Genomic DNA, 17,636 nt, shown 5'->3' on the forward strand with positions numbered 1-17,636 from the left:
CGATTTGACTATTTTATTCAGCTTCCAACTGCTGAAATGAGAAATTTAAACCTTCTCTTCAGCCTTGCCGTTTTCACGGATGCAAAAGCCTTTATTGCAAAGCGCCTTAGCAAGGCTCTGTTCTGTGTTAATATGCGAAAAATCCATCCCAAGCTTCACAACTGTTTGGGCAATCTCCGGTCTCAAGCCCGAAAGAACCGTCTCAACGCCAAGTAGTTTTGTGCTGTCTACGACTTTGAACAACTGGTAGGCAACCATCGTATCGACGACAGGAACACCGGAAATATCAATAAACAGATGCGAGAGATGAAGCTCAGCACACTGCTTAAGCGCAGATTCAATGATCACCGTTGCCCTGTGAGTATCAATTTCGCCAATGAGCGGCAGCACACCGATGTGTTCTGATACCGGTATAACAGGTGCGCTCAGTTCGCGTATCATCTCGGTCTGCGCCTTCAATTGTCTCTTTGTCGTATGCTCATATTCAAGAATAAACTGTTCAATAACCTCATCCATCATTGAGTGAAGCTGTTTATTCCAGATAAAAAAGTCTTTTTTCGAACAGTCCGGTGCATGTTTATCCGAAAAATGCTCGATTTCATCTATTAAAAGTTCACGGCACACTTTAAACCCCTTTATGCTTTCAGTCACCGGAATTTGGCTGACAGCCCTGTCGTAGGCAATTTCCTTGGCGCATCCGGAGGCTTTATCCCAGCATAGCGCCTGTTCATCCTTGGCAAATACCCTTGAAACAGCCAGTAAAAAGTCCTTATATTGCTGTGCCGTTTTTTCTTTTTCAGACGCTGTTCGGGACAGCCATTCATCGGTGATTCTGTCCGCCTGTTTGACCAAATACTCATAAAGGGCTGCATGCTTGTTTTCCATGTCAATCCTCCTCATTGTTTTCCTTTAAAATCAATCTGCTATATGACCAACATTTTGATCACTATGTATAAAACGAAATCGATTGTCTACACTATACGTAAGCGCATTGGGCTATAGCCAAGCGGTAAGGCAACGGACTTTGACTCCGTGACGCGCTGGTTCGAATCCAGCTAGCCCAGTTACACAGGCGAAAAAACGAAGATATGCTGAACATGCAATGTGTCAGCAATCTTCGTTTTTTTCAGGAAACAGAACGGTGTAAGGTGTGTTTTTTTAATTTTAAGAGTTCGCCGGGATTATATCCGACAACCAGCTTATCGCCGTTTACGATAATCGGGCGTCTCAGCAGCTTTGGTTTTTGAATTAACAATTCCAGTACTTCGCTGACCGTTAATTCTTCGATATCAAGATTTAACTCTTTAAATGCCTGGCTTCTTGTCGCCAATATCTCATCAATTCCTTCGGTCGTGAGAGACAAAATATGTTTCAGCTCGTCCTGATTCGGCGTTTCCCTGAAAAGATGCCGCTCTGTAAAATCAACCTGGTTCGCTTTCAGCCAATGTTTCGTTTTCCGGCATGATGTGCAGCTCGGGTATGAATAAAAGGTCAGCTCTTCCATGAATGATTCCTCCTTAACATGTACTGACTTTGTCTTTGTATGTTTTAGTACCCGTGATATTTTCCGTTTAAACACGTGACAGGTGATTTTTTAAAAATGCTTATCACAAAATTGTAAAAAATGAATTGATTTTCCCAAAATGAAAATGTTTACATTTCAAGATAAATTGGCTTATAATAAAATCAAAGGGGCTTTTTGGGAGGGATATAAATGAATCGCATGTTCCGTGTGTTAGGATTCTGGACAGGTATCTTTGCGGTCATGTTTTATTTAGGAAATATGAAAGATGCATCACTGCTGTTCTTCGGTCAAACTGTATTTTTTGTGTTCTTATCGTATCTCAACTTGACCGAGCGGATGTACATTTATATTTTCGGTGCTTACTTGACAGTCTTTTTTGCCGCATTTACATATTATTCTGTGTTTATTATGGTTCCCGGGCAAGGAGGCCATTAAAAAAGACGATCCCGATGGATCGTCTTTTTTATGTTTTACAAAGTAAATCCGTTGATGAACGGGTTTTGTTCCTGTTCTGTTGCAATGTCCGTCTCGGGGCCGTGACCGCTTAACACAAGCGTCTCTTCCGGAAGCGTCAGCAGTTTTTGATGAATACTGTCCATCAGCACCTTTTGATTTCCTCCCGGCAGGTCTGTACGCCCGACTCCCCCTTTAAATAAAACATCCCCGGAAACGATCAGGTTTTCTTCTTCCGCATAATACGAGACGCTGCCCGGAGAATGTCCAGGCGTAAAGAGCATGCGGAGCGTAAAAGAGCCGATTTTAAGATCCCCCTCTTCTTCGATCAGATGATCTGCTTTTTCTGCTGTGATCGTCTGTCCCGTAAGCAACGCTGAACCATTTAATGAAGGATCAGTCAGCCATTCAGCTTCATTTTTATGTACGTATACAGGAATGTTCCATTCTTTTCTGACATTGTCCACGGCTCCGATATGATCAAAATGAGCGTGAGTGAGCAATACTGCAAGAGGCTTCAAACCGTTTTCTTTTATGTATGCATTCAGTTTCCCTGATTCGCTGCCGGGATCAATTATTAAACAGGTACCGTCATCATGGGATAAAATATAAGCGTTCGTCTGGATTGGCCCTAAAGGCATTCTTCTCCATTTCATTTTCTTCACCTCAGATTCATCTTTCTTTGTTCCATTATGAAGGTTTTGCGGGAAACTTTCAATGAATCATGTTGTCCTCGACAAATTTGATGAAAACGGTTAAAATAAAATTGGAAATATACTGCAGGGGATCCAAACGAAGGGGGTTTATATTGATGTTGCTCGTGATCATTTTCGGTCTAGTCACGATATTATCTGCTCTTGGAGTTCTTCGTTCTCTTAAACAAATCAACGTTCTTGGCATCTTATTTGGCGGGGCGGCTTTTTTAGTGTTTGGATGGTTTACCGTCATGACCATCATTAACAGCGGGTATCCGACAGTCCACTAAACCCGGTGCCTTTAGACAAAAACAGCCTTATTCCGTTATTCCGGAATAAGGCTGTTTTTCTTATTGGCTGAAATGACGCTGGACGCTTGCAAGCTTGCCTTCCATCGTCGTTTTCTTGTCGCGGCGGTCGTCAATCCTGATATTCGTCGCCACTCTGTGGATGCCTTTTTGGAAAGGCGCTTCGTGAATCGTCTGAATCACCTCAAATAAATCGCTTAATTCCCCTTCAATCAAAGTATTCATCGGTGTCAGCTGATATTGGATTTTGCCTTCTTTTTTAAATCCTTCTAAAATGGTTTGAATCTCCGCTACATACGTGCTTACGCTCGGAGTTTCGGTACCGATCGGTATGATGGTAACGTCTGCTATGGCCACTGTCCATTCTCCTTTCTATTCTTTTGTCACAAGGGGTGCTGCAGTTTTTGAGTTGAATGAAATGATTTGATCCTGGGTATAACCGTACAATGCATAATCCCCGTCAGGAGATACGGTAATCGGAAGCATTTCCACTTTTTCACGAATGACTTCCCGTTTGCCGGTTTTGAGACTGACGGAAATCAGATCATACAAGGAGCCCGACTCATTCGGCTGATACGTATAAAACAGCTCATGCCGAGGGTCGTAGCTGTATTCCATCGGTGACAGGCTGCCATATTCCGAGAACAGCGGCAATTTGAAAGAAATTTTCTTTTCCGAAGAAGAAACGTCTGAAAATATGTAGGTGCCCTGGCGATGACTGGATGAAGGCGCTACAATCAGCCGCATATCCCCCAGAACATCGAGCAGTACGGCATCACCGGCGAGCTTCTTTTTCCGTCCGTCCGCTGTCTTGAAGGAATAAACAGGAGCCGGTTTTTCCCGGTTCCGTTCATTCCATTTGATATATTCAAAAGTGTCGGCGGAAGTCCAATGAACAAAGGCGGCCTGTGCGATGTCTTTTTCGGTTTGCTGTTCTTTCGCATCAATCAGGCGCGATTCATAATTCCAATCTTTCGTAAAAGTTGTGACGTATAAAAGATAAGGGTCAAACCGATTCCAGTCCACTTGCAGTTCATGCGTGCGAAATTTTTTTGTGTACAGCTGTTTTCCCTGTAAATTAAGCAAAGTTAACTTCATTTCAGAGCCGTTTCCGGCGGTTTGGATGAGAATCATGCCTTTTTCCCTGTTTACTTCCGCCGCTATCAGCCTGTCATCCGTCTTGTAGATCGTTTCGCCCGTCCCTTTAAATATATCATATGATTTGACTTCACTTCCTGCGACCGGATCGGTTGCGGTGTATATAACGGTTTCATTATCAAGCCATCCTGCCGCCTCATCAAAGTGCCGGTCCTTCAGCGCTATCACTTTTTTATCTTTTACTGCTGCACTGCTTTTCTTTTTCCCTTCCGGCTCCTCATGATGAACGCTTTTCGTTCCTTCCTGATGCTGCGGTGTGCAACCAGCCGCAGCCACGGTCATCACAGCGGCAATAAGCCATAACGAAACTCTCAAACCGGCCATTCTCCCTCCATAAATGATTGGCTGTCTAATTTACGATTTTCACCGTGAAAAGTTTCAGCTTTCAAAAAAGCAGGATGCCCAAAGTATGCCTCTGCTTTTACAATATATATCGTCAAATTGTTTCAGTGGTAAAGGATTTTTTCCTTTGCCGAGTTCAACAGTATATCCTTCTCTTCCGAAAAAATGAATAAACCAATCTCTAAATCCTGCATAGCTGTCTATATATCTGACGCCCTTATAACCGCTCAGGCGCTCAAATGTTTGGATCACATCGGCTGATTCAGGAGGCTCCAGCCCCTTGTACCCCCAATAAATTTCCTCTCCCTGTGTGTGAAGCGCCACAAGCCGATCAGGCGGCTCGTTTGCGATTAAATCCCTCATCGCTGCCGCTTCCGGTTCTGTCAGCGGTTCATCTCCGGGGTAGTCCCTGTAGGAAGGGGATTTGGGCGGTTTTCTCTGTTTTTCGATCTCCCAAAAAGACGGAAACTGATTATTTAAATCCACTCCGTTTATATTGGCTTTCCATTCCCGGAAATCCGGTTGATGCTCATTCATCTCATCCAGTGCTTCCCGCGCTATCCCAAGATGACCGGGACCGTTAAGCACAAGATCAACCCCGTCGGGATTAACGATCGGCACGACGGAAAGCTTTGTTGATGAAAAAATGTCAAGCGGTGAAAAACCTAAAGCGGACCGGCCTGTACATAAATGATAACAATATTCTTTGAGCCATTTCATCAAAACAGAAGTGGTGATCCATTCATTGGCATGAAAAGAAGCATTCATATGCGTTTTTTTTTCGGCATTTTCAGCTCCGAGAAGCAGTTCGTATATAGGCTGGCCCATGCTTGAGCGACCGATGATGCGGGAAGTAACAAACGGAAAGCACTCCGTCAATCTGTCAATTTCCTTTTTCAGTACTGCTGAATCGTAAGCGACTGTTTTTGTCAGCCACTGTTCATCTTCAAGTGTGTATTGATTCACCAATAATTGCAGCTGTTCATATGTTTCGGCTGCTGGAACGTTTTTTCCTGCTTGAAAAGACGCTCCCGGAAAATAAAATTCGTCCGCGGCTGCATTCGCGTTTGCGCTGATTAAAAGCAGTTCGGGTATGTTCAGGATATTAGACAATCTTTCCATATTCTGCTTTAACTCCGGTTTGATGTTGATGAATGCCATCAATGATCCCTCCCACAATAGCATATGATGAAGGCTCGTTTAAAAACTCTCCCGGTTCGCTTAAAAAACGCTTTTTCAATAAGGTTTCAGCCCGCAAAAAAACTTCCGCCCAAATAGGCGGAAGTTCATCTATTATTTCGCTAAGCTTTCTGTAATAAAGTCAAGCTGGCCCTCTAATGAAATTGGATCGGAAAAGTAGAAGCCGACAGGGTCGATTTTATAGACATGTTGATTTTTGACCGCGCCAAGGTTCTTCCAAATGGAGGTATTAAGCACGGCGCTGTCGTCTCCGCTTGATTCCCAGGGCCCTATAAATATATAGTCTCCGGCGAATTCAGGCAGCTTTTCTAATGAAATGCTCGTGTAGCCCGGCCCTTCGTCGATTGCTTTTTCCTTCGTCAGCTTTGTCGCCTTTAAGCCGAGATCTTGATAAACAATGCTTCCTCCCCTTCCAAATTGATCGCCGAATACAAAGATTTCTTTGCCATTCGTTTGCATAATGGAAACCGTTTTGTCCCCGACCGCTTTTTGAATTTTTGATTTTGCCGCGGCAACTTTTTTGTCCCATTCAGCCAGCCATTTCTCCGCTCGATCTTCAGTACCTGTCATTTTTGCGAAATCCTTCAGCCGTTCAGTGTTATTCAAGCTGTCATATTTCAAAGCGACCGTCGGAGCGATTTTTTCCAGCTTTTCGATATCAGCGCCTTGGGTCGTCCATACGACAATCAGGTCCGGTTTTAATTGAATAACCTTTTCAGCGGAATTTCCTTCACCAATGTTTGTCACACCCTCGGTTTTCCCCTTGAAATAAGGATTTTTGAATACCCTGTCAGGGGCACCCACTACATTGAGACCGAGTGTCTTGAAATAGCCGAAATAATCGTCAGCCATGACAACCACCCGTTTCGGATGCTTCGGAACTTTAACCGTTCCGTTTTTAGCCTTGTATGTAATCGTTTCTTCGCTTTTTGATTGAGAAGACGAATCTTTGCTCTCCGTTTGATTGCCGCATGCTGTCAATGCTGCGATCAATAATAGTACAAAGCATGCTCCAGCGAGCGTCTTTCCTTTCATATTCACCTTTCATACCTTCTTTCTGGTTTGAATATCGATAAAGAGAATCATTATCAACTATATCATAACCGGCATCGGCTTGGATCATGATTTTCATGACGGACTCTTGTCATTAAAAACAGGCCGGAACGATATCCGGCCTGCTGCATCAGCTTTCTCCGCCAAAAGAAAAGCTTACTCGTCTTTCGGCTTGGCGTCAGATTGCTTTTTTAAGCGCTCGCTGTCATAAAACCTCAGCAAGTCGCCATAAATGATTTGATCTGAATATGAAAGCTCCTGTTTCGCTTTTTCAATGTACGGCTCACAGCCTTTTTTATCTTTAGACGGCTCTCCTGTCGATTTATCATAGCATATGCCGTCTGTGTATACTTTGTCTTTCGTAATAAAGCTGCCGTCGCGAAGCACTGTAAACTCCGTTTTGTCTTTGGCAAACAGGTCGTTTCCAAACTGGATCTGATCGCTCGAATCGATTCCGAGAAGGTTCAGTACAGTCGGCCGAATATCGATTTGGCCGCCGACGGTGTCAATGGCTTTCGGCTCTTTATCCGTCACTCCCGGAATGTGGATCACAAGCGGGACTCTTTGAAGCTGCACTTCCTCAAACGGGGTTACTTCTCTGCCGAGGAATTGGCTCATCGCTTCGTTATGGTTTTCGGAAATCCCGTAATGGTCACCGTATAACACGATAACAGAATTATCGTAGAGGCCGTCTTCTTTCAGCTTTTCAATAAATCGTTTAAGCGCCTCATCCTGATAGCGGACGGTCGGGAAATATCTGTTTAACGTACGGCTTTTTGAATCAAATTCATCGATCAGTTTATCTTCCTCATCCAGCTCAAACGGAAAATGGTTTGTCAGCGTGATCAGGCGGGTATAAAACGGCTGAGGCATTTCTTTCATCAGCTCTGATGTTTGTTCAAAGAATTCCTTATCTTTCAGTCCCCAGCCCACTGAGTTTTCTTCGTTTACATCATAGGAATTGATATCGTAAAACTTATCGTATTTAAACGTATCGTACATAATATCCCGATTCCAGAAGCTTTTGTTGTTCGCATGGAAAATCGAGGAATAATAGCCGTGGTTTTTCAATATTTCAGGCATTGCCGTATATTCGTTTCCTGCATTCGTAAAGAAGACCGCTCCTCTTCCAAGAGGATAGAGAGAGTTGTCAACGATGAATTCGGAATCTGCCGTTTTGCCTTGGCCTGTCTGATGATAGAAATTCTCGAAGCTGTAGCTTTTCTTTATCAGGTCGTTTAAATAAGGCGTAATCTCTTTGCCGTTTAACTTTTGGTTCACGACAAAGCTTTGGGTGGATTCCAGGGAAACGAGGATCACATTCCGACCCTTGGCGATCCCGGCCAGGTTATGATTGGTGTCCGTGCGGTTTGCGTTGACATAGTTTTCAATCTCCGTGAGGCTGTTGCTGTCGGCCAGCGCACGCTGTGCAGACTGCTTTGACTGGATCAGCCCGTCATAGATATGGAAGTTGTAAAGACTGATATTCTTCACAAGAACTTCCCTGTCAAACGATCTTGTCAAAAGCTGCGGTCTTTCTGTTTCAGAAATCCCTAAATTGAAAAAGAAAACGGCAGCGACAAATAGATAGTAAGCCGCGCGTTCCTTTCTTGTCGCCTTTCCGCCTGTTTTGGCAGGCTGGCGCTTGTACAGCCAAATTAAAATGGCAATGTCGACGACGAGGAGCAAATCGGTCGGCATAAACAAAGAGTTGATACTGCTTCCCAAATCACCCATATTATTCGTCTGGAACAATACAGGAATCGTTAAAAAGTCGTTGTAAAAACGGTAGAAGATCATGTTCGCAAGCAAGACAAACGTCAGGACGATGCTTGCCCCGATAATAAACCGGTTCCTGTTTTTTTCTTTGAAAAACAGGCCGATTCCGAATATAAACAGCAAAAAGCTTAAAGGATTGATGAACAATATAAACTCTTGCATGAAGTTTTCAATTTTAATGTTGAAGCTTGTTTTGTAGACGACATACGTTTTCAGCCACATCAGCAATGTCGCAATTAACAAAAACGAAATTTTTGAAAAAAATGACTTTCGCATTCGAAACCTCCCTATGCAGCAAGACGCATGTTTCCGCAAACTGAATTTCCACATATTGTTTTATTTTAGAAAAATCGCTAAAATTACTAAATCATATCTTAACCTGTCTGTACAAAAAAATCAATCATTTTTCACATTGGCTTAAAAGTGTTAACAATGCTGCAAAGCGGTCCGAAAATGCTTATAAAACAGGCTCCGCCTGGCTTTTCAGCCATTGGTTTTTGGCGATCCATGCGCCGCCGATCACGCCTGCGTCGTTTCCAAGTGAAGCGATTACGATCTCAGCCGCCTCGCCGGCCCGCGGGAATACGAAGCGGTTGAAAGATTGTTCAACTTTGGAGCGCAGGATTTCTCCTGCTTTTGAGACGCCTCCGCCAATTACGATTTTCGAAGGATTGAGCGAGCTCGCCAAGTTGCCGAGGACCATTCCTAAATGACCCGCCACATAATCGACGACTTCGCAAGCAACCGGATCATTTTCCCGGGCCGCTTCAAAAATATCGCGCGCCGTGATATCCGGACATGCACGCAAGTCTGTATCTAGATGACCGGATTCTATTTTTTCTTTGGCAATCCTGACGATGCCCGTAGCCGAAGCGATCGTTTCGATACAGCCGCTTTTCCCGCAGTTGCACGGCGCTCCTCCTTCAGGAACTGAACAGATGTGGCCGATTTCTCCGCCTGCACCGTTTTGCCCGCGGACGATTTCTCCGTTTACAATAATGCCGCCTCCGACACCCGTTCCCAACGTGACAAGAATCAAATCCTTTGCGCCGTCTCCCGCTCCTTTCCACATTTCGCCGAGAGCCGCGATGTTCGCGTCATTTTCAATGACCGCCGCTAATCCTGTCTCTGCTTCAAGGTGGTCTTTTAACGGATAGTTCTCCCAGCCCATGTTCGTCGTTTTATAAACGATGCCGGTCTCCGTATTGACGGGGCCCGGAGCGCCCATGCCGATCCATTTTAAGATGTGCTTCGGTTTGCCGAGCTCTTTCAATTTTCCGTCGATGGCTTTTGCGATGCTTACCGTAACCGTTTCCCCCGATTTATCGGTCGGAATTTCCCACTTGTGCAGGATTTCACCATAAGCGCTTACAAAAGCGAGCTTTACCGTTGTTCCTCCAAGGTCGACTCCGACCAGCCAGCTGTCATTCATTTTGCTCCCCCTCTAATCCCTGTTTTATTTTCTCTTTACTTTTGTGAGTTCATTCTGCAAAATTGAAACGCCTTTAAGCCACTGTTCTTTTTCTATCAGATTCGAAAGAAACATTTCTTTCAGTTCGTCCATCATATATTCAAGTTCAAGTTCGCGATCTCCAAAATAAACATAACATCCAAACTGTTTCAGCAACAGCTGTACATCATAGGCTGTTTTCATTTTATTTCACCATTCTTTAAAGGTCTAACATTAGAGTATTCATAAAGCTGTCCGGCGTCAAGCAAAAAAAAAGCCTGTTTTCCTGAAGGAAAACAGACATTCAGCGGTCTGGATCCTGGGGATCCAAAAATACGGGCCTTCTATTTTTCAGCGGCATTGGCGTTCGAATCGCGATATCTCGAAAGGCTCTGTAGTCAAAGGGGATAAACGGCCATAAATACGGCACATGAAACGACTTCATTCTGACCAGATAAATCACCCAGCAGAAGATCGCGATGACAAAGCCGATCGGTCCGAATGCGCCGGCCGCGATCAGGAGAACGATTCTTGCCAGCCTGTTCGCTATGCTCAGCTCATAGCTCGGCGTAGCAAACGTGCCGATAGCCGCAACAGCGAGATACAAGACGACTTCATGCGAGAAAAGTCCGACCTGCACCGCCACTTCTCCGATCATTAAAGCAGCTACAAGTCCGAGAGCCGTAGCCAGAGACGATGGGGTGTGGATTGCAGCCATCCGCATCATGTCGACGCCTATTTCAATTATGATGAATTGCGCAAGCAGCGGAAGGGCCCCTTTTTTTTCAGGCCCTATATATTGAAGGGCGTCCGGCAAAAGATCGGGATGGACAGAGAGCAAAAACCACAGCGGCAGCAAAAAGATCGATGCCAACACAGATATAAAACGGACCACTCGCAAATAGGCGCCTGCAAGCGGTTTGTTTCTGTACTCTTCGGCATGCTGCAGATGGTGCCAAAAAGTAACAGGGGTAATCAGCGCGCTTGGCGAACCGTCCACAAAGACGAGAATGTGGCCTTCGTACAAATGAACGGCCGCAGTATCAGGCCTTTCTGTATAGCGGACCGTCGGATAAGGATTCCAATGACGGCCGCCGATATATTCTTCCAGTGTCTTTTCCGCCATTGTCAAAGCGTCCGTATCGATCGCTTCAAGCGATTGCTTCAGCTTTTTTACACTTTCCAAATCAGCGATATCTTCCAAATAGCAGATGACAACATCTGTTTTGCTTCTTCTGCCGACCTGAAGGAACTCCATTCTGAGGGACCGGTCGCGGATTCTTCTTCTCGTCAGTGCGGTGTTGAACACGATCGTTTCGACGAAGCCGTCTCTTGAACCTCTGACGACACGTTCATTGTCGGGTTCCTCCGGGTTTCTTGCCGGGTATGTCCGCGCATCGATAATAATGGCATGGTCCACCCCGTCGACAAGGAGAACGGCCGGCCCGGACAGCACCTGGGCGGCTGCTTTGTCGAGGTCGTCTTCCGTATCAATTTCGATGTATGGGATGTACGTTTTGATCAGCTTCTCAAGCGGATCGTCTTCCAGAGTTTCGGGGGTGAGCCTTGAGAGATTCTTAAGCAAGTGGTGCATAATATCATCTTTTACAAAGCCGTCGACAAGATAAAGCGACATGTCTCTATCAGCATAAACAACATCAAGCCGGATCATATCGAAGCTTTTGTCGACCCCCAGCTTTTCATTTAAATATTCAACATTTTTCGCTAAATTTTTTTGGACCGCATGCTTTTTTTCCATTGTATATTAAAAGCTCCCGTCAAATGAGTCTATACTAAAGACCATTTTTAACATAACGGAAGCTTTTCATACTTGGTTACCGGGCGGTTTCTTTCTTAAGTTCGTCCCGAAACGCTTTATACATCTCTTCATCAGGCTTTTCTGCCAACGCTCTTTCAACAGACTGTTCGGCTTTGGCGAACTCGCCTTTTTGAGCATAGAGCCTGGCAAGATTATAGAGTGAGGCGTGATCTGATGGATCTTTTTCAACGACGGCCTCGAACCTTTTCTCAGCGTTTTCAAACTCGCCGAGCTGAAATTCGGAATAAGCGAGCAGCTTTAAAGTGTCGCTGGAAGCGTCCTGCTTTGAGCCCGCTTCCTGCAAGGCATCTTTTACCTTTTCATAGTCTCCCTCTTCATACCATTTCGCCGCCTGATGCAGCATGGCATTTTCCTGCATCGAAGCTGAATGTGTCCCAATGTACAGAGCGCCTCCTCCGATGACAAAGATGAGAACCCAGCCTGTCAGCCGCTGGAGTGGTCTTTTTTTCCCGGGGATTCCGACTGCCAAGGCCGTCAGGAGTCCGCCGATCAATCCGCCGATATGGCCGGCATTGTCAACATTTGAAATCGTGAAACCGAGGCCGAGGTTCAGAATGATAATCACAATGATATTTGTTCCAATCGTTTTTAAGAAAGCTTTCCGATTTGAAAAAGCCAGATACAAAAGTGCTCCCAAACAACCGAAGATGGCTCCCGAAGCCCCTGCGGACGGATACGGGCTGAACAGAAAGCTGCCGATCGATCCAAAAATTCCGGCTGATATGTATATGACAAGAAAGCGGAATGATCCAAACACCCTTTCTGCCGCGGCTCCGACAGACAGCAATGCAAATGTATTGAACATGAGGTGGACCAATCCGATATGAAGAACGATCGGCGTGACAAGCCGCCACCATTCCCCTGCTAACAGGAGGCTGTTTTCCTTCGCACCGAACCGGATGAGCGTGTCGGTATTCTGACTGCCGCCCGACATTTCCAGAAGCAGAAACATGAAGACTTGAAGCACTGCAAAAATCCAGGTAAACATCGGTTTGCCTTTCTCAAATACAGCCGCTTCCCGCCGCCTTTCTTCTTCTCTTGCTTTAGCCGCTGCTAATACTTCGGCTCTCTTCTCTTCCACATTCTCGTATCCGGCATCGTGCATGTGGCCTGTCAGCTCATCCGGCCCCATGTTTAAAGCAACGGCGAGTTTGCGGAAGCCTTCTTCAGCCGAAGCGTGCTCAATAAAAACCGGCACGATGCTGATCCGTTTATCTGCGACCGGATGACTGACAACATCTTCCCACTCATCTACAGGTGCTTCCTGTGACAAATAGACGTTTAATATCGAGAGCTTTCGCTGCCTTGATGCTGCTCTCAGGCGCTCCGCTCTTTCATAAAGAGATTCCAAGTCACCGACGAGATCCTGTCTGAAATCGATATCCTTCCGAAAAACGCGAACCAAATCATACGGCGCGCTCCCCCTTGCTTCAAGCCAGGCTTCTCCGAATGAAGCTGGTGCCTGCACAAGCTCAAAATCCCTGTCTAAGATGTTCCCGATGAAATTCCAATACAAATAATCGATTGAATACATACCGACGCTCCACAATTGTTTTTGTCCATTATAACAGGAAACGCGTCATTCTGCGCCTTTTAAGCGCTTTAAAAAAATCCCGTTTTTAAACGGGATTCAGAAAGCCTGCTGTATAAACTTATTGCGAAAAAACGGAATTCTCATCATCAAATGGATAAAATAGTGGCGGATCTGGTTTTGACCAAGAATGAAATTGATGACACGATAACGGTTTTGAAAAAACACAAGGGCGGCAATGACGCCTACTGCAATGAATGTAACTTTTCTCATATGATCCCTCCTATAACCGTATCGTGTCTCATTTTTTAATAATTATTCAGCAGACCCGCTGCAGGTGTAAACGGCGTCTTCGGTAAAAATTTGCTCAACCGGAATGTCGTGCGGTTCTTTTGGGACATGATCGATCACTTGGCACTCGAAAGCCAGCGATGCGGTATCTTTTGTGAAACCGGCCAGGTATCTGTCATAATAGCCGCCTCCATAGCCGATTCTGTATCCTGTCCGGTCATAGCAAATTCCCGGCACAAGGATGAAGTCGATGTCTTCGGGCTCCATCCGCCCGGTTTTGTGCACGATCGGTTCCTGCAGGCCAAAATACACGACTTCAAGATCGCTTTCATCCTGATAGCTGCGAAAGTGCATCTCTTTTGTTTCAGGCATACATTTCGGAATGCACACCGTTTTTCCTTCAAGCCGTGCCTGTTCGATAATCGGTTCTGTCGGAACTTCGCGATTTCTGGATATCGTAAGGGCAATGACAGACGCTTTTTTCCACTGTTTTGATTGAAAAAGCTTCCGGTGAATCGCTTCCGCCTTTAGAAGAAACTCCTGTTCCGGCATGTTTGCAAGCCTCTTTCTGACCTCATTTCGTAAAGAACGCTTCACATCTCTTTCCCCCTTAAAAACAGAAAAACAGCAGGAAAATCCCTGCTGCTTACTTTGTTTCGCGGTGTAATGTTGATTTTTTGTCACGTGGGCAATACTTTTTGAATTCAACGCGATCTGGATTGTTACGCTTGTTCTTTGTAGAAATATAGTTACGCTCGCCGCATTCAGTGCAAGCTAAAGTAATATTAACGCGCATTTATTTTTCCCTCCAAACTATATATCATTTCTGTTCAGACTTATCTATAATACCACTTATGATGCCGGAATGCCAGGCGTTTTTTTTAGTTTGTCACGGTTTGTTAAAAAGACGTGTGATACACATGTTGCAAAAACACATTTTTGATATATCCAGGATCATGCAAATCCAATATATAAGCCTCTGCCGTTTGCCCGACCTTGAGCAGCTGCTCCTTATCGCGGACAATTTCTGCAAGCGCATATGCAGCTTTATCAGGATGATTAAAATCAATCTGAAAGCCGGTCACCCGATCGATGACGAAATCGTTCCATCCCCCGTTGGTTCCGACGGCGACGGCAACGCCGGCTGCCATGCTATCTTGAGCAGCGATGCCGAACGGCTCATAACAACTTGGGAAAACAGCCATTTCACAAAATCCCAGCCAGCTCTCTCTTTCTTCTTCACAAAGGAAAGGAAGAATTGTCACACTTTCCTTAATGCCCAATTCTCTTGCCTTGGTCTCGATCCCGCTTTGAAGCGGTCCTTCCCCGGCAATGACAAGTTCAAGATCAGGCTGCCGTTTGCGAAGCTGCTGAAAGGCGTGCAGCCATTCGATAAACCCTTTTTCCGGAACAAACCTTCCGCAGGAAAAAAAGTACGGTACGCTTTTCATTCGTTTTTTCACCGTGCGGCTTTTTATGCACGGATGGGGAATGACCCTGACTTGCTCGAAAGAAAGCGAAAACGCCTTTTGCATGTCTGTCTTCATCATGCTGCTCAGCACGAGAATTTGATCGCTTTTTTCAGCAAGAAGCCGTTCGAGGCTTGCTCTGTATGGGTGGACATTCTCGCCTGCTGCCGTTTTCCGGCCGCTTTCAAGGCCGTGTACCGTGGAAATCAGCGGAAGAGCCAGCACCTCGCTGAGATAAACGGCGGCAGGCGCGGTGATATCATCATTTGCATGGATAAAATTAAATTGTCCTTTATACGCCAGCACGGTTTTGATCATCTGAAAATTCATGGCGGCCACCGCCTCTTCAAAAGAAGCGAACGCTTTTAAATCAAGCGGAATCTCAAGCGTTTTCCATCCATTGCTGTTTTGCCCGGCAGCCGTCGTGCAGACGGTAAAGCTGACTTCGTTCCGCAATAGTTCAAGGTGACTTTTCACATAGCGCCCCGCTCCGCTTTTCAATAAAAGAGGATTTTCCAACGACAGCAGCAATACATTGATCAACGGAAACGCTCCTTTCCTTCTATTAAAGAATAACTCGTGTACGCGGAAAATTGAGTCGTCCAATCCTGCTGATTGTCGTGATACAGAAAACAGCTGCTGTTTGAATGGATTCCGTTTTCCCCAAGGTAGAAGCAGCCGGAGGTGAGAACGGCCAGCGACATGTTGAGCGAATTGTATATCCGGTATTCCGCTTTGTAGAACGCATTGCCTGCAGCGGGAAAAACCGAGGCTTCTCCTTTAAATGCATCGGTATGGATCGTCCGTACGCTGCGCTCTCCGTTTTTTACGCAAAAGAGAAGAATTTGCTTTTCGACGTCTTTTATACTTTCAAACAGAACCGCTTCAGCCGCTGAAAGCACAGCATCTGAGATTTCCCAGCTCAGCCGAACGGTTTCATGATCCGGCGAAGATATTTTTAAAATATCGTTACAAAACAAAGATTCGCTTCGAATACTATGTTGAAAAGGTTTTTTCGAGATGATTATCCTTTTCACCGTGCGCCCTCCCGTTAAGCCCTGTTATGTATTTATCCTATTGGAAATGGCCCCGCAGGCGCAACGAAAATAAAATTCTTCGACAAAATTTTTATTTTTTGCATTAACTCCTTTTGAAGCAAGCGTTTTTATGGTATAAAAAAGAAGGAGAAAATTAGAATTGAAGGTGATGAACGTGGAAATTGCTATCATTGCGCTGCTCGTTGTCAGCATTGCGCTGATTGCATTCTCATATTTTCAAAGAGAACCGATCAAGGAAGTTGAACAGGAGTTGGAAACCCTTCAGCTGTCCGCCATGCAGGAAATCTATAAATTGAAAAAGAAGATGACCGTGCTTGAGGAAGAGCTCCTCGATTCAAATGTGGTCGTCCGCAGACCAAATGCCGGCATCAGCCAGCATATTGCGAAGCAGATTCTTTCAAAATACCAAAACGGCATGTCTGTAGACGCCATCGCTAAAGCTGAGCACGTATCTGTCGAAGATGTGAAAGCGATCATTAAAGACAATGAGAGGGTGCTTGTATGACCAGACAAAGTGTACAAGCATTTGCCGGTGGAATGATTTTGGCTACCGCCGTTCTTGCAGGCGCATTTTATTTGACAGATAACGGAAAAGCTGAAGCTTCTAAAGACGCTCAAAATATCAGCGAAACCGATGTCAAAACCTATTTAAAGGACAACCAGCAGGTTTCGCTGAAACGCGAAGAATACCAGCAGCTGCTCCATTATAAAGAGACCGCTCTGAAGCAGGATGCTTCGTCTCAAAACAAAAAAGAGAAAGAAGCAGAAAAAAAAGATTCCAAGTATAAGCTTGAAATCAAAAGCGGCATGAGCACGGCTGAGATAGCAGACCTCCTTGCAAAAGGAAAAGTCATTTCATCTGCCGATGACTTCAAAGATTATGTAAAAAAGACCGGAAACGAATCTAAAATCCGCGCAGGTAAGTACGAACTGAAGCGCGGTGACAGCTTGAAAAACATCGTCAAAACACTGTCCAAATAAAAAAGCAGGCTGGAACGGGACTGACCCCCGTTTTGAGACAGGATTTAAAAACACCTTTAAACAACCAATTCCCGATAGTTTACCGGTGATTGGTTGTTTAGTTTTGTTTTAATACGAATATTGTTAAAATAATGAATGTATTTCTTTAACAGTGTGTTCTACGATGGCAGTCGTAGTTCGATCAATGCTGTTAAGATCAAACGTTTCAGACTTTAGTGAGGAATGAAACGATCCGATGGAGGCATTATATTAATAGCTTTCTGATACTCATAAGATGTATACACTTAACCTTGATCGCACAGTAAGCAAGGACCCATATGTAATTTTTACAAGCTGAAGCAGTGCGGGTACAGTTCATAAAAAGGTTGTGGCTCCTGCACCATCTAAGTGTGAGATCATCCCACTTGCAGCTGTACCCATGGAAACAGTGACAACATTCCCCTTTGTCAGCTGTTTAATGCTTTGATTAGAGGTTCAAAGAATCCTGTGTCTTGTAGAATGCA

The 17,636-nt window shown here is 44.9% G+C and carries 21 protein-coding genes, 1 tRNA gene and 1 pseudogene; 5 read left to right on the forward strand and 18 right to left on the reverse strand.

Annotated features, from left to right (window positions below; genetic code table 11):
- Window positions 1-45: 45 nt before the first annotated feature.
- Window positions 46-885, reverse strand: a complete 840-nt coding sequence (locus M1D59_RS13635) for an STAS domain-containing protein (protein ID WP_020452179.1) — start codon at window positions 883-885, stop codon at window positions 46-48.
- 107 nt (window positions 886-992) lie between these two features.
- Between M1D59_RS13635 and M1D59_RS13640 the strand changes: the two genes are divergently transcribed.
- Window positions 993-1,064, forward strand: a tRNA-Gln gene (locus M1D59_RS13640).
- A 62-nt stretch (window positions 1,065-1,126) separates the two neighbouring features.
- Here M1D59_RS13640 and M1D59_RS13645 read toward each other — a convergent pair.
- On the reverse strand, window positions 1,127-1,504 hold the full coding sequence (locus M1D59_RS13645; protein ID WP_003183482.1) for a Spx/MgsR family RNA polymerase-binding regulatory protein: 378 nt from the start codon (window positions 1,502-1,504) through the stop codon (window positions 1,127-1,129).
- Between the two features lie 210 nt (window positions 1,505-1,714).
- Here M1D59_RS13645 and M1D59_RS13650 point away from each other — a divergent pair, with 210 nt between their 5' ends.
- Window positions 1,715-1,960 carry a DUF2626 domain-containing protein gene (locus tag M1D59_RS13650; protein WP_020452180.1) on the forward strand — a complete coding sequence of 82 codons (246 nt, stop codon included), beginning with the start codon at window positions 1,715-1,717 and terminating at the stop codon, window positions 1,958-1,960.
- A gap of 35 nt (window positions 1,961-1,995) precedes the next feature.
- Here M1D59_RS13650 and M1D59_RS13655 read toward each other — a convergent pair whose 3' ends face one another.
- Window positions 1,996-2,634: an MBL fold metallo-hydrolase gene (locus M1D59_RS13655; RefSeq protein ID WP_020452181.1), complete on the reverse strand. Its 639-nt coding sequence runs from the start codon at window positions 2,632-2,634 to the stop codon at window positions 1,996-1,998.
- Window positions 2,635-2,789: 155 nt separating this feature from the next.
- Between M1D59_RS13655 and M1D59_RS13660 the strand changes: the two genes are divergently transcribed.
- Entirely contained in the window at window positions 2,790-2,963 is a 174-nt protein-coding gene (locus M1D59_RS13660; protein WP_003183486.1) for a DUF2759 domain-containing protein, read from the forward strand.
- Window positions 2,964-3,023: 60 nt separating this feature from the next.
- On the opposite strand, the gene M1D59_RS13665 is transcribed toward M1D59_RS13660, so the two are convergent.
- The 14 genes from M1D59_RS13665 to M1D59_RS13730 form a co-directional block, all read right to left on the reverse strand.
- Window positions 3,024-3,338: an MTH1187 family thiamine-binding protein gene (locus M1D59_RS13665; protein WP_095291085.1), complete on the reverse strand. Its 315-nt coding sequence runs from the start codon at window positions 3,336-3,338 to the stop codon at window positions 3,024-3,026.
- Window positions 3,339-3,353: 15 nt separating this feature from the next.
- Entirely contained in the window at window positions 3,354-4,454 is a 1,101-nt protein-coding gene (locus tag M1D59_RS13670; RefSeq protein WP_458117467.1) for a YqgU-like beta propeller domain-containing protein, read from the reverse strand.
- Window positions 4,455-4,517: 63 nt separating this feature from the next.
- Complete coding sequence (locus M1D59_RS13675) at window positions 4,518-5,642, reverse strand: M14 family metallopeptidase (protein ID WP_224146167.1); 1,125 nt, start codon at window positions 5,640-5,642, stop codon at window positions 4,518-4,520.
- A gap of 132 nt (window positions 5,643-5,774) precedes the next feature.
- The gene (locus M1D59_RS13680) at window positions 5,775-6,716 is read right to left on the reverse strand and encodes an iron-hydroxamate ABC transporter substrate-binding protein (RefSeq protein WP_458118050.1); all 942 of its coding nucleotides are present in this window, start codon (window positions 6,714-6,716) and stop codon (window positions 5,775-5,777) included.
- A gap of 174 nt (window positions 6,717-6,890) precedes the next feature.
- Window positions 6,891-8,789 (reverse strand): LTA synthase family protein, encoded by a 1,899-nt coding sequence (locus tag M1D59_RS13685; protein WP_020452186.1) that lies wholly within the window; start codon window positions 8,787-8,789, stop codon window positions 6,891-6,893.
- A gap of 181 nt (window positions 8,790-8,970) precedes the next feature.
- Entirely contained in the window at window positions 8,971-9,945 is a 975-nt protein-coding gene (locus M1D59_RS13690) for an ROK family glucokinase (RefSeq protein WP_020452187.1), read from the reverse strand.
- A 24-nt stretch (window positions 9,946-9,969) separates the two neighbouring features.
- Window positions 9,970-10,167 carry a YqgQ family protein gene (locus M1D59_RS13695; protein ID WP_020452188.1) on the reverse strand — a complete coding sequence of 66 codons (198 nt, stop codon included), beginning with the start codon at window positions 10,165-10,167 and terminating at the stop codon, window positions 9,970-9,972.
- Between the two features lie 100 nt (window positions 10,168-10,267).
- Entirely contained in the window at window positions 10,268-11,722 is a 1,455-nt protein-coding gene (locus M1D59_RS13700) for a spore germination protein (protein ID WP_023855199.1), read from the reverse strand.
- Between the two features lie 76 nt (window positions 11,723-11,798).
- Window positions 11,799-13,337: a rhomboid family intramembrane serine protease gene (locus tag M1D59_RS13705; protein WP_458117468.1), complete on the reverse strand. Its 1,539-nt coding sequence runs from the start codon at window positions 13,335-13,337 to the stop codon at window positions 11,799-11,801.
- 96 nt (window positions 13,338-13,433) lie between these two features.
- On the reverse strand, window positions 13,434-13,607 hold the full coding sequence (locus M1D59_RS13710; RefSeq protein ID WP_020452191.1) for a hypothetical protein: 174 nt from the start codon (window positions 13,605-13,607) through the stop codon (window positions 13,434-13,436).
- A 42-nt stretch (window positions 13,608-13,649) separates the two neighbouring features.
- A complete protein-coding gene (locus M1D59_RS13715) occupies window positions 13,650-14,222 on the reverse strand; it encodes a 5-formyltetrahydrofolate cyclo-ligase (protein ID WP_458117469.1) in 573 nt (190 codons plus the stop codon).
- A 49-nt stretch (window positions 14,223-14,271) separates the two neighbouring features.
- Window positions 14,272-14,421, reverse strand: coding sequence for a 50S ribosomal protein L33 (gene rpmG, locus M1D59_RS13720; protein WP_003183500.1), 150 nt, complete (start codon window positions 14,419-14,421; stop codon window positions 14,272-14,274).
- Window positions 14,422-14,524: 103 nt separating this feature from the next.
- Window positions 14,525-15,637 (reverse strand): glycosyltransferase family 4 protein, encoded by a 1,113-nt coding sequence (locus tag M1D59_RS13725; protein WP_458117470.1) that lies wholly within the window; start codon window positions 15,635-15,637, stop codon window positions 14,525-14,527.
- Window positions 15,634-16,131 carry a hypothetical protein gene (locus M1D59_RS13730; protein WP_101561082.1) on the reverse strand — a complete coding sequence of 166 codons (498 nt, stop codon included), beginning with the start codon at window positions 16,129-16,131 and terminating at the stop codon, window positions 15,634-15,636. The genes M1D59_RS13725 and M1D59_RS13730 overlap by 4 nt, the downstream gene beginning before the upstream one ends.
- A 175-nt stretch (window positions 16,132-16,306) precedes the next feature.
- On the opposite strand from M1D59_RS13730, the gene M1D59_RS13735 reads away from it, so the two are divergent.
- Both M1D59_RS13735 and M1D59_RS13740 read left to right on the forward strand, forming a co-directional pair.
- Window positions 16,307-16,657, forward strand: a complete 351-nt coding sequence (locus M1D59_RS13735) for a hypothetical protein (protein ID WP_011198121.1) — start codon at window positions 16,307-16,309, stop codon at window positions 16,655-16,657.
- Complete coding sequence (locus M1D59_RS13740) at window positions 16,654-17,133, forward strand: endolytic transglycosylase MltG (RefSeq protein WP_023855204.1); 480 nt, start codon at window positions 16,654-16,656, stop codon at window positions 17,131-17,133. The genes M1D59_RS13735 and M1D59_RS13740 overlap by 4 nt, the downstream gene beginning before the upstream one ends.
- Window positions 17,134-17,189: 56 nt before the next feature.
- Here the strand turns inward: M1D59_RS13740 and M1D59_RS13745 are convergent.
- Window positions 17,190-17,417, reverse strand: a pseudogene (locus tag M1D59_RS13745) (IS3 family transposase); the annotation flags it as partial.
- Between the last annotated feature and the right edge of the window lie 219 nt (window positions 17,418-17,636).

It is taken from the genome of Bacillus sp. PK6-026, assembly GCF_054161455.1.